This window comes from Halomonas sp. H5, assembly GCF_050613175.1.
Taxonomy (GTDB): Bacteria; Pseudomonadota; Gammaproteobacteria; order Pseudomonadales; family Halomonadaceae; genus Bisbaumannia; species Bisbaumannia salifodinae.
In genome coordinates this window covers 4,083,204-4,096,018 of record NZ_CP192510.1, presented here as the reverse complement: position 1 = coordinate 4,096,018, position 12,815 = coordinate 4,083,204, and the positions used below count along the sequence as shown (strand labels likewise).

The window sequence follows — 12,815 nt, the reverse complement described above, 5'->3', positions numbered from 1 at the left end:
GCCCGTGATCGAGAACGACGAAGGGGGCGCCGATTGGCGCCCCCTTCGTCTTGCGTCGATAAGCCGTCGGCCTTACTGGGCCTGGCTGACCATATAGTCGACGATGGCTTGTACTTCCTCGTCGGAGGCGCTGCTGCCACCCTTGGGCGGCATGGCGCCCTTGCCGTTGAGGGCGCTCTGGTAGAGGGTCTCGACGCCCTGGTCGATGCGCGGGCCCCAGGCCTCGGCATCGCCCAGCGCCGGGGCGCCGGCCACGCCGCTGTCATGACAGGCGGCACAGCCGCTGCTGCCGTAGAGGGCCTCGCCATCCAGGTCGCTGCCGCCCGACTCGGCGGCATCGGCGGTCTCGGCCGCTGCGTCGTCGGTGTCTGCTTCGGCGACGGCTTCACCGCCGCCGACTTCCGGCAGCTCGCCGTCATAGACCGGCTCGACCAGGTGATTGACCGCGGCCTTGACCTCATCGTCGGAGAGGTTGGGGTTGCCGCCCCGGGCCGGCATGGCGTTGAAGCCCTCGATGGCATGGGTGTAGAGGGTCTCGATGCCCTGATCGAGGCGTGCCGCCCAGGCATCGGCCTCGCCGCGTGTGGGTGCGCCGGCGACCCCGGTATCGTGGCAGGCCATGCAGACGCTGCCATAGACCTCGGCGCCATCCACGGCGCCGCCACCACCGCCACTGGGTGCCGCGCTGGCGACGCCGCACTCCTCGTCCTGCAGGCACAGTTCGCCCACCGGCTTGAGCCGCTCGGCGATCGCCTCGCGCTCACTATCGGTCTGGGCCTGTGCAGTCATGGCCAGGCCTGCGGAGAGGCCCAGGGCGGCCAGGCACCCCATCATCAGCTTGCTGGATTTCACTCTCACCACCTCGTCGACGGTACTGTTATTCGAAATCGGGTCGCGCGCTGCGCAAGTGGCGGACAGTATACCGGCATCCCTGCAACCAGGAAAATGGCGTCATCCGTCTCCATTCGCCCAAGGCTCCCTCTCGAGGCCTTCTCCCAAGGCCTTTTCGTTGTGCCCGGCGTCGGGCATTGCCGGGCTGGACAGCGGCCGGGGGGGAAGGTAGGATGACGACCGCCTGGCCACCGCGCCGGGCATCGCGCGCCCGTAGCTCAGCTGGATAGAGTACTGCCCTCCGAAGGCAGGGGTCACAGGTTCGAATCCTGTCGGGCGCGCCACGCTTTCCGAGAAGGGCCCGCGATCACTCGCGGGCCCTTCGTCGTTTTCGGGTGTCGTTTCGGCGCCGCACGCTCGCTTCATCAGATTTTTTTAATGTTTTTCAGTGGGGTACAGTCTCCCCCGCCTTGGCCGATGACTCAGTAGAGCCCCGTCCGCCGAGGAGTCCCGCCCATGCGTTTGCCCGTCCTGTTTTCGTCCCTGCCGGTTGTCCTGCTGGGGGCCTGTCTGTTGATGCTGGGCGCCCCCCTGGCCCAGGCCCAGGAAGGTCCCGCCCTTACCGTGACCCGGGGCGGGGAGAGTCGGGCGCTGCGTCTGGCCGAGATCGAGCGCCATGGCCTTCACGAGGTGGCGATGGGCCATTTCGAGGGGCTGGAGGGACGCTTCGCCGGCGTCTGGCTGGACGACTTCCTGGCCGCCGAGGGGCTGGATGATGCCTCCCGGGTACGCTTTATCGCCCATGACGATTACACCACCTTCCTGACCCCGGCCCAGCGGGCGGAGAAGGCCTATCTGCTGGTGACCCGCCTCGACGATGCCCCCCTGGGGCGGGAGCAGCTCGGCCCCCTGATGCTGGTGGTGCCGGCGGAGGCGGCGGCGGTGCTGGAGGGCAGCGAACCCTCGTCCCGCTGGATCTGGGCGATCCGTGAGGTCAGCGCCCGGTGAGGACGGAGCGCCGCCTGGCGCTTGGCATGGCGGGCGCCTTTGCCCTGCTGGTGGCGCTGAGCCTGCTGGCGGTGAGTACTTATATCACCGAGGCGCGCCGCCATGTGGGGGCCGACTATATCTCCATGGTCACCGACGTGGTACGCGCCCAGGAGGACGCGGTGCGCCTGCGGCTGACCCTGGCTAACCTCCGGGACAGCAGCGATGCGCTGCATGTGGAGCAACTGGAGCAGCTGCTCTGGGTCATCGAGCTGCGTATCCGCAGCATTACCCAGTCACTGCGGCGCAGCGAGCTCCCCCGGGCGGCCTATCGCCCCCTGATGGAGGAACTGGTCCATCTGGAATCGCGCCTGCCGTCGCTGGAGCGCGCCCTGGCGGCCTATGTGGCGGGGCGTGACCCGCGCCGCCTGGAGGAGGTGGGGCGGGAGGTGGAGGAGGGCCTGGCCTGGTCCTATAGCGAACTCAATGAACTCCTGCACCTGGCCTCGGCGACCCAGCGGCGCATGATGGAACGCCTGACCCTGGCGGTGACCGCCCTGGGGCTGGTGGCGGTGCTGATGGTGGGCGGACTGATGCTGACCCTGCTGCGCATCTATCAGCAACGCGAGACCCTGGCCCAACAGAGCCGTACCGACCCGCTCACCGGCCTGGATAACCGCCGCCATCTCTATGACGTGGCCGCCGAGGAGTTCGCGCGTTACCGGCGCAGCGGCGAGGCCCCCAGCCTGATATTGATCGACCTGGATCACTTCAAGCGCATCAATGACGCCCATGGTCATCCCACCGGGGACGCCGTCCTGGTGGCCCTGGCGGAGGCCCTGAGCGATGAGGTGCGCGCCATGGATCGGGTGGCGCGCCTGGGCGGCGAGGAATTCGCCCTCTTCTTGCCCGCCTGCGACGAGCCGGGGGCCTGCCGGCTCGCCGAGCGGGTGCGCTGTCGTATCGCCGGCCTGGTGCTGCCGGGCAGGGCCGCGGGGGAGCGGCTGACCGCCAGCCTCGGTGTGGCCACCGCCGGCCCCGGCATGGACGGCTTCGAGGCCCTCTATGCCCTGGCCGACCGGCGCCTCTATCGGGCCAAGGCGAATGGCCGCGATCGCGTGGAGTGCAGCGCCGGCGGTGCCTCTAGGGTCATGTCGACTCCTTGAGCCCCAGGCGCCTGGCCAGGCGGTGCAGGTTACCGGGGTCCATGCCCAGGCGTCGGGCGGCGCCGGCCCAGTTGTTGCCCTCCGCCGCCAGGGCCCGGGCGATATAGTCGCGCTGGAAGGCCTCGCTGGCCTCTCGCAGCGGCCGTTCCGGCGGCAGCGAGGGCGCCGCCGCCTGCGCCGGCGTGGCGGAGGCGGCCTCGGGCAGGGCCAGGTGATGGCGTGCGATGGCCACCGGGCGGCGGCGTCGATCCGCCGCCGGGCCGTCGGCCAGGGCGCGCAGCGCCGCCCGGGCCAGGGTATGCTCCAGTTCGCGGATATTGCCCGGCCACTGCCAGTCGAGCAGGGCCGTGCCCGCCGCCGGACTCAGGCGCAGGTTGGCCAGCCCCAGGCGGATGCGGTTGATCTCCAGGAAATGGCCGGCCAGCAGCGGAATATCCTCGCGGCGTCGGCGCAGCGGCGGCACCTCCAGGGGGAAGGCACCGAGGCGGTGGTAGAGGTCCTCGCGGAAGCGGCCGGCGGCCACCTCGGCGGCCAGGTCGCGATTGGTCACCGCCACGATACGCACGTCCACCGGCTCCGGGCGCTCCTGGCCCAGGGGCTGGATCTCTCCCTCCTGCAGCACCCGCAGCAGCTTGGCCTGCAGCGCCAGGGGCAGCTCGCCGATCTCGTCCAGCATCAGGGTGCCGCCGTCGGCCATGCGGAAGTGGCCGCGATGATCCTGCACCGCCCCGGAGAAGGCGCCGCGGCGATGGCCGAACAGGGCGCTCTCCGCCAGGCTCTCCGGCAGGGCGGCGCAGTTGACCTGCACCAAGGGGCCCTGATGGCGCTCGGAGCGGGCATGCAGGGCGCGGGCGATCAGCTCCTTGCCGACCCCGGTCTCGCCGTGCAGCAGCACGCTCATGGCGGTGGGCGCCACCAGTGCCACATTGGCCATCAGTTGGCGCATGGCGGGGCTGTTCCAGTGTTGGATGCCCGCCGGGTGGGCCTCCTGCTCCAGGGCCTCGTTGAGCCGTGAGCGGGTGGTGCTGAGCCGGTCGGCCAGGCGCAAACAGGTGCCCAGCAGGTGGGCGGCGGCGGCCAGCTCCGCCTCGTCCAGCGCGGCCAGGGCCCCGGGCGTCAGGGCATCCAGGGTCAGCAGGCCGGTGAGGCGTTCGTCGTCGTCGCGCAGCGCCACCCCCAGGCAGTCGTGGACCGGGTTGAGGGCCTCGTCGAGCAGGCCGTCGAAGGGGTCGGGGAGCTCGCTGCCCGGGGGGAAGCGACACACGCCGGGATGGGCGGCGATGGCCGCCAGCCGCGGATGCTCGACGAGGCGGAAGCGCCGCCCGCGGACCTCGTCGGGTAGCCCCAGCACCGCCACCGGGCGCAGGCTCTCTTGCTCCAGCACCATCAGGGTACTGGCATCGGCGGGATAGTCCCCCACCAGGGTCTCCAGCAGCCGGGCCCAGGCCGCCTGGGCGGGGGCCTCATGGGTCAGCTGGGTGAGCAGATGGCGCAGGGCTTCCAGAAAGTCGGTCATCAGTGTCACTCGAACAATACCATTGTCACTATAACAGCATTAATCGAGTCAAAATAACACTCTTGAAGCGTCGCTCCGGGGGACCAGGGGGATGCTCAGGGGCGCCAGGCCCAGGGCTATCACGGTTAGAGCACTCCTATACAGGAGGCCCGGGGCTACCCTGGAGGCAGGCCCTCGCGGGGCGCTGTAAACCCCTCCCTGGGCGCTACTTTTGCCCCGCTTCGCTCTCGCATCCTGCTCCGCTCGCAGGACCGGTGCTGGCCATCCCTGGCCAGCCCGTTCGGAGGAATCCTCCTCACCCCTGGCAAAAAACCCCCGCTCAGTCCTGCCTCCAGCGCCCCTTGGCTATTCCGGCTCGTCCACCCTACTAAGTGTGTGGCCTTGGGAGGTTGGCATGGCTCTTGCTGTAGGGAGAGGGTCAAGCCACCCATCACCTCAAGGAACGCCATGCTGACTCACGACCAGGAACAGCTGATCGCCGCCACCGCCCCGGTGGTCGCCGAACACCTCGATGCCATCACCCAGCGCTTCTATCCGCTGATGTTCGACCGCTACCCGGAGGTCAAGGCCCTCTTCAACCAGGCCCACCAGGCCAATGGCGCCCAGCCCCGCGCCCTGGCCGGGGCGGTGCTGGCCTATGTGCAGCTGCGTCGCGAACCGGCCCGGGCCCGGGCGGCGCTGGCCACGGCGATCGGCAAGCATGTCTCCCTGGGCATCGCCCCGGAGCAGTACCCCATCGTCGGCGAGTGCCTGATGGCGGCCATCGGCGAGGTGTTGGGCGAAGCAGTGACGCCGGAAATCGCCGCCGCCTGGGGCGCCCTCTACGAGGAGCTGGCGGGGCTGCTGATCGAGCTGGAATCCCACCACTACCACGCCTTCGCCAGCCTCCCCGGCGGCTGGCAGGGCACCCGCACTTTCCGCCTCGCCGAACGACGCCGGGAGAGCGAGGTGATCACCTCCTTCTTGCTGGAGCCGGTGGACGGCGGCCCGGTGGCGGACTTCCAGCCGGGGCAGTATATCGGCGTCAAGCTGAGCCTGGACGGCGAGACCCACTATCGTCACTACAGCCTCTCCGCCTACCCCAACGGGCAGAACTATCGCCTCTCCATCAAGCGCGAGCCCGGTGGCCGGGTCAGCGGCCATTTCCACGCGCGGATGGCGGTGGGCGATACCCTGGAACTGCTGCCCCCGGCCGGCGACCTGACCCTGGTGCCCGGCGCCGCCCCGGTGATGCTGCTCAGCGGCGGCGTGGGCCAGACCCCGATGCTGCCCCTGGCCCGCCAGGCCCTGGAGCAGGGGCGCCGGGTGATCTATGTGCATGCCGCCCGCGACGCCGAGCACCATGCCTTCGGCGAGGCGCTGGCCGAGCTGGGGCGTGACTACCCCAATCGTCTCACCAGCACCCTGCTCTTCGAGGAGGGGGAAGGGGGCGACCATCGCGGGCGTATCGATCGCGACTTGCTGGCGTCGCTGCTACCCGAGGGCGAGGCGCATTGCTACTTCGTCGGCCCCCAGGGGTTCATGAGCGCGGTAAACGCCCACCTGGAAGCCCTCGGCGTGCCCGCCGCGCGGCGTCATTTCGAGCACTTCGGCCCGGCCCGGCCGCTGGCCGCCGCCGCCTGATCGGCCTCCGCCTCCCGATCCTCGGGGGGGGGGGAAGTCCACCTCGAAGCCCCGGGCGTCCAGTTGGAGGATCCGCGCGGGGCGTCCTTGGCTGTCCAGCTCCACCAGGCCCAGGCCGCTGCCGTTCCACAGCCGCTCGCCGGCCTCGGCGCGATCCGGGTCCCGGGGCGTGATATGCATGGGGCGCCGCTGGGTAAACCAGTTGAGCGGCGAGCGCGGCGCATAGAGCCAGCGATTGAGCCGATCGAAGGTGCTGAGCAGCGGCTCCGGGAAGCCGTTCTTGATGCCGCTGGAGGTGATCTGCCAGAGCCGCGGCCCCTGGCGGCGGTGGCGGATGCGGATGTCATAGACGAAGGAGTAGTGGACGTCCCCGGAGAGGATCACGTAGTTGCCGGGGGTCTGGCTATGGCGAAAGATATTGAGCATCACGCTGGCCGCGCCGCGGTGGGCCATCCAGTTCTCGGCGTCCACCAGCAGCGGCTTGCCGGCCAGCACGAAGAGCTTCTGGATGCCCTCGATCAGCTTGACCCCGAACATCGGCGCCGGCGAGACGATCACCACCGACTCGCTGCCCAGCAGCGCCTGCTGCAGCTCGCATAGTGCCTCCCAGTCCATCAGCCCCGAGGGGCGCCCCGGGCGGCGTTCGTTGCGCCAGCGTCGGGTGCGGGTGTCCAGCACCAGCAGCGGCGGCGTGCCGGGGACGCGGAAGCCCCAGTCGCGATGGCCGCGCAGCGCCTCCAGCAGGGCATCCTGGGCCGGCGCCGGCAGGCCCTCCTCCCGCTCGTGGGTCTCTCCCAGCAACGCCTCGGCCTGCTCGACCAGTCCCGCCATCCCCTCGGGATCGTTGCCCCAGCCCTGGCACAGCAGGTAGCCCCAGAGGGCGTTGCCGATGATGCGCCGCGAGAAGGGGTGGCCATAGGCGCAGGCCTCCCACTCGGCGGTCAGGTTCCAGTCATCGGTGACGTCGTGATCGTCGAAGATCATCAGCGAGGGCAGGTGAGCCAGCAGCCGGGCGGCCCGGGGCAGCCCGGCCACGAAGGCCTCGATGACCCCTTGCTCCTCGTCGTAGCGGGCGGCCAGTTCTTCGGGCAGGGCCGGCCGGGATGGGGCGATCAGGCCCCAGGGCACCGGCGACCACACCAGCAGGTACATGGCCATCACCTCGGCGAAGGTGATCAGGTGGTTGTGGGCGTTGGCCGAGGTGAAGACCGGCTTGCGGGCGCCGCCGAAGAAGCGCTCGCGCAGCGCCACATTGACGGTGATATCGGGGAGCAGCGTTTCACGGCGATAGTAGCCGGAGGGCTCGGCGTAGAGGGCCTGGCTATCCGCCACGGTGGCACCCTCCAGCACCTCGTCCACCAGCCCCAGGCGGCGGATCAGGGCATGGATGGCGGCCAGCATGGGCCCGGCCACGTCGTCGGCGTAGACCTGGTCGCCGGTCATCAGCAGCCAGGCGGGCCAGGCCTCGGGCCGGTCGCGGCGCTCGGCCAGCCAGTCATCGCCGCACACCAGGCCATCCTCGCCCCGATGGTGGGGCTTGCGACAGGAGCCGTGGAGCAGGCGGCGCTGGTCCTCGGCGAGCACGAAGGCGGGCCGCGACTCGCCGTCATGGCAGAGGTGGGGCGCCCAGTCGGCGATGCCCGGGGTGCCGTCGCGATCCTCCAGGCGCAGGTCATAGCCGATACGCCGGCCTAGGGGCAGGGGCGTGGCCAGGGGCACCTCGATCAGATGCAGCCAGGCATGGCGACCCACCGGAATACGTCGCAGGCGCTCCCCGCCGAGCCTCAGGCGCCGCGGTGGCGCGCCCTCCGGGTGGAGGTGCAGGCCGAGTTCCAGGGGCCGGGAGCCCACCAGCCAGAGCACCAGGCGTTCCGGGCTCAGGCGGCGGAGCAGGGGGCCGGCGAGGATATCGGGAAGGGGCTGATCGTCCATGGGCAAGGGCATCGCAGTGGGTTGGGCGCCTTGGCGGCGGGGTAATCAGCATCCCCGATCGGCCCCGGGCCTGGCAAGCCGGCACAGGGGGAAGCGCTACCGCAGTGGGAATGACCAAGGGGCACTGGGGGCAGGGCGGAGCGGGGGTTTTTTGCCAGGGGTGAGGAGGATTCCTCCGAACGGGCTGGCCATGGATGGCCAGCACCGGCCCTGCAAGCGGAGCAGGATGCGAGAGCGCCGCAGGGCAAAAGTAGCGCCCAGGGAGGGGTTCACAGCGCCCCGCGACGGCTTGCCCTCAGGGTAGCCCCGGCCTGTGATCAGAAATCACTCACTTCGCTAGCCCTGAGGGTAAAGGGAAACGTTGATGGCGGGACTGGGCCTTCGTGCATTAGCGGCTACGCTTACTGGATCGACGATTGAACGGTCATTTAATTGCCATCCGATGGACATCCGGTGGCCGGACAATCGTTGCGCTATCCACGGCTGTCGACTCAACCTGTCCACCGGAGAGAGAACCATGTCGATCACGCGTCGTCGTTTCCTCAAGGGGTCGCTGGCGGCGGGTGCCGCCGCCACGGCGCCCGCCTTCTATATCAACAGCGCCCTGGCCCAGGAGCAGACCCTGCGCATCTATGCCTGGGCCGGCTACTTCACCGATGCCATGCTGGCGGATTTCACCGAGAAGACCGGGATCCGGGCCACCTTCACCCCCTATGGCACCAACGACGAGCTGATGAACTCCCTGCGCGCCACCGACGGCAGCGGCTTCGACGTCATCATGCCCACCGTGGACCGGGTGCCCGGTTACCTGGACTATGACCTGGTCCAGCCCCTGGACACCTCCCGCATCCACTGGGACGGCGCCCTGGAGAGCGCCATCGAGGGCTCCGAGGTGGGCGGCGTGGTGGACGGGCGCCGCTACTTCGCGCCCAGCGACTGGGGCACCGAGGCGATCACCTGGCACCGCCGCTATGCCAGTATCGATCGTGCCAACCTCAGCTATGCGGACCTGTGGAACCCGGAGCATGGCCAGGGCGTCACGGTGCGCGGCCACTCCGCCCTGGTGGGCATCGGCCTGTGGCTGGAGCGCGAGGGCCGGCTGCCCTTCCCGCTGCTCGACTCCTACAAGAGCGAGGAGGCGATGCGGGCCAACTTCGACGTCATCCTCGAGGAGGCGGTCAAGCACAAGCAGATGCTGGTGCAGTTCTGGGACACCGAAAACGAGGCCCAGGCCGCCTTCCGCACCAACGGCGCCATCATCGGCCAGACCTGGGACTCCACCGCCTTCCGCCTGCAGCAGGAGGGCGAGGACATCGCCTATGGTGCGCCCCGGGAGGGGGCCCTGGCGTGGATGGAGGGCTTCGTGATTCCCCGCAATGCCCAGAACCCGGACGCCGTCTACGAGCTGATCAACTGGTACTACACCCCGGAGGCGGGGGCCATGTTCGTCGAGGCCACCGGCTACAACTCCACCGCCAAGGGCGCCACCGAGCTGTTGCCGGAGGCCACCCGCCAGTTCTTTACCGACTCCTACAGCGAGCAAGACCTGGCCAACCTCTGGTGGTGGCCGATCCAGGAGCCCTGGTATGTGGCGCTGCGCAACGAGTATCAGGATCGCTACCTAAGCGCCTGAGCGAGCGGCCCCCGGCATTCCGGGGGCCGTGCTTCCGTGGGTCGAAGAAGGCAAACGCGCAATGGACGCTAGCGTCGAACTGGATCGGGTGGTGATGCGCTTCGGCGACTTCACCGCCATCGAGGAGACCTCCCTGGCCATCGCCTCCGGCGAGTTCTTCAGCTTCCTCGGCCCCTCGGGCTGCGGCAAGACCACCCTGCTCAATATCGTCAGCGGCTTCCTGACCCCCACCGCCGGGGAGGTGCGCATCGGCGGCGAGGCCATGGCCGGGGTCTCGGTGAACCGCCGCCCCACGGCGATGATCTTCCAGAACCTGGCGCTCTTCCCGCTGATGACGGTGTTCGAGAATATCGAGTTCGGCCTCGAGGTGCGCGGCGTCGACCGCAAGACGCGGCGCGCCACCTCGGAGCGGTTGCTGGCCCTGGTGGCCCTGGAGGGCAGCGGCCCCAAGAGGGTCACCGAGCTCTCCGGTGGCCAGAAGCAGCGGGTGGCCATCGCCCGGGCCCTGGCGGTGGAGCCCCGGGTGCTGCTGCTCGACGAGCCGCTCTCGGCCCTGGACCTCAAGCTGCGCCAGCATATGCGGGTGGAGCTCAAGGCGATCCAGCGCAAGACCGGCATCACCTTTATCTATATCACCCACGACCAGGGCGAGGCCCTCAATATGTCGGACCGGGTGGCGGTGATGTCGGCGGGGCGAATCCAGCAGGTGGCCGATCCCATGACCCTCTACCGCTCGCCCCAGACCGGCTTCGTGGCCGCCTTCGTGGGCGAGAACAACCGCCTGGAGGCCAGGGTCATCGACCAGGACGGCGAGCGGGTGCGCCTGGACGGCGGCGCCCTGGGCGAGCTGGCCGGGCGCGGCACCGCACCCACGCCCCTGGCCAATGGCGCCGCCGCGGCCCTCTATGTGCGCCCCGAGCACCTGCGCCCGGTGGCCCCGGGCCAGGGCCTCGAGGCCACCATCGAGGCCGTACACTTCGAGGGCGCCTGGCTGATGCTGGAGACGCGGCTCGCCGCCAGCGGCGAGAAGCTGCGGGTGCAGCTGGGCCACGAACTCTCCCGCCAGCATCTCGAGGCGCTCCAGCCGGGGCGGCGCGCCCACTTCGGCTTCGATCCCGAGGACGCGGTGGTGTTGCCCGACGATGGCGGCCCGGCACTGGACGCGGCCACCGGCGAGGTGGTGGAGGGCGCCCATGTTTAGGCAGTTGCGGGCGCGCTTCGGCGGCCCATTGGCGGCGGCGATCCTGGCCCTGCTGGGGATCTGGCTGATCGTCATGGTCACCCTGCCCCAGCTGCAGATGATCGACTACTCGCTGCGCCCCAACCTGCTGCCGGCCCAGCTCGGCGGGCCCGAGGACAACTGGACCCTGACCAACTACGTCACCCTGTTCAACAACGAGATCCACCGGGCGATCTTCTTCAAGACGCTGTGGTCCAGCGTGCTGGTGACCCTGCTGACGCTGATGGTCAGCTACCCGCTGGCCTACTACCTGGCCAAGCTGGCCAGCCCGCGGCAGGCGGCGCTGTGCATCCTGCTGCTGATCATTCCCTTCTGGATCAACGAGATCCTGCGCACCTACTCGTGGTTTATCATCCTGGCGTTTCGCGGCCCGCTCAACGAGGTGCTGATGATGCTGGGGCTGATCGAGCGCCCCATCCGTTTCCTCAGCGGCGATGCCGGGGTCATGGTGGGCATGGTCTACGCCTATATCCTGTTTATGGTCTTCCCCATCTACAACGCCATCGAGAGCCTCGACGACAACCAGGTGCGGGCGGCCCGGGACCTGGGCGCCGGCACCCTGCGCACCCATCGGCGCATCATCATTCCCCATGCCAAGCCGGGCATCGCCACCGGCTGCATCATGACCTTTATGCTGGCGGCGGGCAGCTATGCGGTGCCGGCCCTGCTGGGCTCGCCGGGCAGCCGCTGGTTCACCCAGATCATCTACAACTGGTTCTTCGAGGGCGGCAACTGGAACCAGGGGGCGGCCTACGCCTTCCTGCTGCTGATCCTGTGCATCGGCTTCATGTCGCTGGTGATGAAGGTCTTCAAGGTGGGGCTGGGGGATATCGCCAAGTAGTCCCTCGGCGCCGCTTACTGGGACATCAAAGGATGGAGTGGATGAGTTCGCAACGACTGATGAACTGGGCCCTGCGCGGCTATGTGGTGGTGTTCTTCGCCTACCTCTTCCTGCCGCTGCTGGTGATGGCGGCGGCGACCTTCAACGACAGCCGCTTCCCCACCGTGACCCCCTGGGACGGCACCACCCTGCGCTGGTTCGGCGAGCTGGCCGCCGATGGCGGCATGTGGCAGGCGCTGACCAACAGCCTGATCGTCGCCGCCGGGGTGCTGGTGGTGGCGGTGCCCATCGGCATCGCCACGGCGCTCTTCCTCAACACGGTGTCGAGCCGCGCCAAGCCCTTCCTCTATGCGCTGATCCTCTCGCCGCTGCTGACCCCGGGGGTGATCATCGGTATCTCGACGCTGATCTTCTGGCGCCAGTGGGGGGTGAGCGGCGGCATCCTGCTCACCGTGCTGGGCCAGGCCACCTTTATCGCCGCCTATGTGATGCTGATGGTCACCGCCCGGCTGCAGCGCTTCGACCGCACCATGGAGCGCGCGGCCCTGGACCTGGGCGCCAGCCAGTGGCAGATGTTCCGGCGCATCCTGCTGCCCTACCTCCGGCCGGCGATCCTCTCGGCGGCGGTGATCGCCTTCCTGCAATCCTTCGAGAACTACAACACCACCCTCTTCGTGGTGGGCTATGACACCACCCTCACCGTCTATATCGCCTCCAAGGTGCGCACCGGCCTGACCCCGGCGGTCAACGCCCTGGGGCTGATCCTGATCCTGGTCACGGTGCTGCTGGCCATCGCCTACGAGGTCAAGCGGCGCCGGGAGACCCGGGTGCCCGGCGTCTAGGAGGCGCGGGTTCTGGCCGGATGGTGGCGAGAAAGGGTAAAGTGCGACGCTTGGCGCTTATTAAATGTCGGCTAGTGTCATTTTTCCCTGAGGGCTTCGCCCACCATAGGGGCATGCCTGTCGCCGAACCCATGCCGATCTCCGCCCTGGGGCCATTGACAGGCATGACCAAGGCCCCGGCGGGTCATCCGTCCGTTGCGTGAA

9 protein-coding genes, 1 tRNA gene and 1 pseudogene are annotated in these 12,815 nt (G+C 69.1%); 8 read left to right on the top strand and 3 right to left on the bottom strand.

What is annotated here, in order from left to right:
• Nucleotides 1-72: 72 nt before the first annotated feature.
• Nucleotides 73-852 (bottom strand): c-type cytochrome, encoded by a 780-nt coding sequence (locus ACQ1W9_RS18925; RefSeq protein ID WP_431024684.1) that lies wholly within the window; start codon nucleotides 850-852, stop codon nucleotides 73-75.
• A gap of 246 nt (nucleotides 853-1,098) precedes the next feature.
• On the opposite strand from ACQ1W9_RS18925, the gene ACQ1W9_RS18920 reads away from it, so the two are divergent.
• From ACQ1W9_RS18920 to ACQ1W9_RS18910, 3 genes are all read left to right on the top strand, one after another.
• Nucleotides 1,099-1,175, top strand: a tRNA-Arg gene (locus ACQ1W9_RS18920).
• Nucleotides 1,176-1,347: 172 nt separating this feature from the next.
• Entirely contained in the window at nucleotides 1,348-1,839 is a 492-nt protein-coding gene (locus ACQ1W9_RS18915) for a molybdopterin-dependent oxidoreductase (protein ID WP_431024683.1), read from the top strand.
• 26 nt (nucleotides 1,840-1,865) lie between these two features.
• Nucleotides 1,866-2,984: a diguanylate cyclase gene (locus tag ACQ1W9_RS18910; RefSeq protein ID WP_431024682.1), complete on the top strand. Its 1,119-nt coding sequence runs from the start codon at nucleotides 1,866-1,868 to the stop codon at nucleotides 2,982-2,984.
• Here the strand turns inward: ACQ1W9_RS18910 and norR are convergent.
• On the bottom strand, nucleotides 2,968-4,500 hold the full coding sequence (norR, locus tag ACQ1W9_RS18905; protein ID WP_431024681.1) for a nitric oxide reductase transcriptional regulator NorR: 1,533 nt from the start codon (nucleotides 4,498-4,500) through the stop codon (nucleotides 2,968-2,970). The genes ACQ1W9_RS18910 and norR overlap by 17 nt on opposite strands.
• Before the next feature lie 447 nt (nucleotides 4,501-4,947).
• Between norR and ACQ1W9_RS18900 the strand changes: the two are divergent.
• A pseudogene (locus ACQ1W9_RS18900) lies at nucleotides 4,948-6,045 on the top strand (globin domain-containing protein); the annotation flags it as partial.
• On the opposite strand, the gene ACQ1W9_RS18895 reads toward ACQ1W9_RS18900, so the two are convergent.
• Nucleotides 5,974-8,055 (bottom strand): alkaline phosphatase family protein, encoded by a 2,082-nt coding sequence (locus tag ACQ1W9_RS18895; RefSeq protein WP_431024680.1) that lies wholly within the window; start codon nucleotides 8,053-8,055, stop codon nucleotides 5,974-5,976. The pseudogene ACQ1W9_RS18900 and the gene ACQ1W9_RS18895 sit on opposite strands and share 72 nt — an antisense overlap.
• 517 nt (nucleotides 8,056-8,572) lie before the next feature.
• Between ACQ1W9_RS18895 and ACQ1W9_RS18890 the strand changes: the two genes are divergently transcribed.
• The 4 genes from ACQ1W9_RS18890 to ACQ1W9_RS18875 all read left to right on the top strand — a co-directional run bounded on the left by ACQ1W9_RS18890 (nucleotide 8,573) and on the right by ACQ1W9_RS18875 (nucleotide 12,611).
• Nucleotides 8,573-9,688, top strand: a complete 1,116-nt coding sequence (locus ACQ1W9_RS18890; protein WP_431024679.1) for an extracellular solute-binding protein — start codon at nucleotides 8,573-8,575, stop codon at nucleotides 9,686-9,688.
• Between the two features lie 61 nt (nucleotides 9,689-9,749).
• Nucleotides 9,750-10,889, top strand: coding sequence for an ABC transporter ATP-binding protein (locus ACQ1W9_RS18885; RefSeq protein WP_431024678.1), 1,140 nt, complete (start codon nucleotides 9,750-9,752; stop codon nucleotides 10,887-10,889).
• Nucleotides 10,882-11,769 carry an ABC transporter permease gene (locus ACQ1W9_RS18880; protein WP_431024677.1) on the top strand — a complete coding sequence of 296 codons (888 nt, stop codon included), beginning with the start codon at nucleotides 10,882-10,884 and terminating at the stop codon, nucleotides 11,767-11,769. The genes ACQ1W9_RS18885 and ACQ1W9_RS18880 overlap by 8 nt, the downstream gene beginning before the upstream one ends.
• A 41-nt stretch (nucleotides 11,770-11,810) precedes the next feature.
• The gene (locus ACQ1W9_RS18875; protein WP_431024676.1) at nucleotides 11,811-12,611 is read left to right on the top strand and encodes an ABC transporter permease; all 801 of its coding nucleotides are present in this window, start codon (nucleotides 11,811-11,813) and stop codon (nucleotides 12,609-12,611) included.
• The last annotated feature ends 204 nt before the right edge of the window (nucleotides 12,612-12,815 follow it).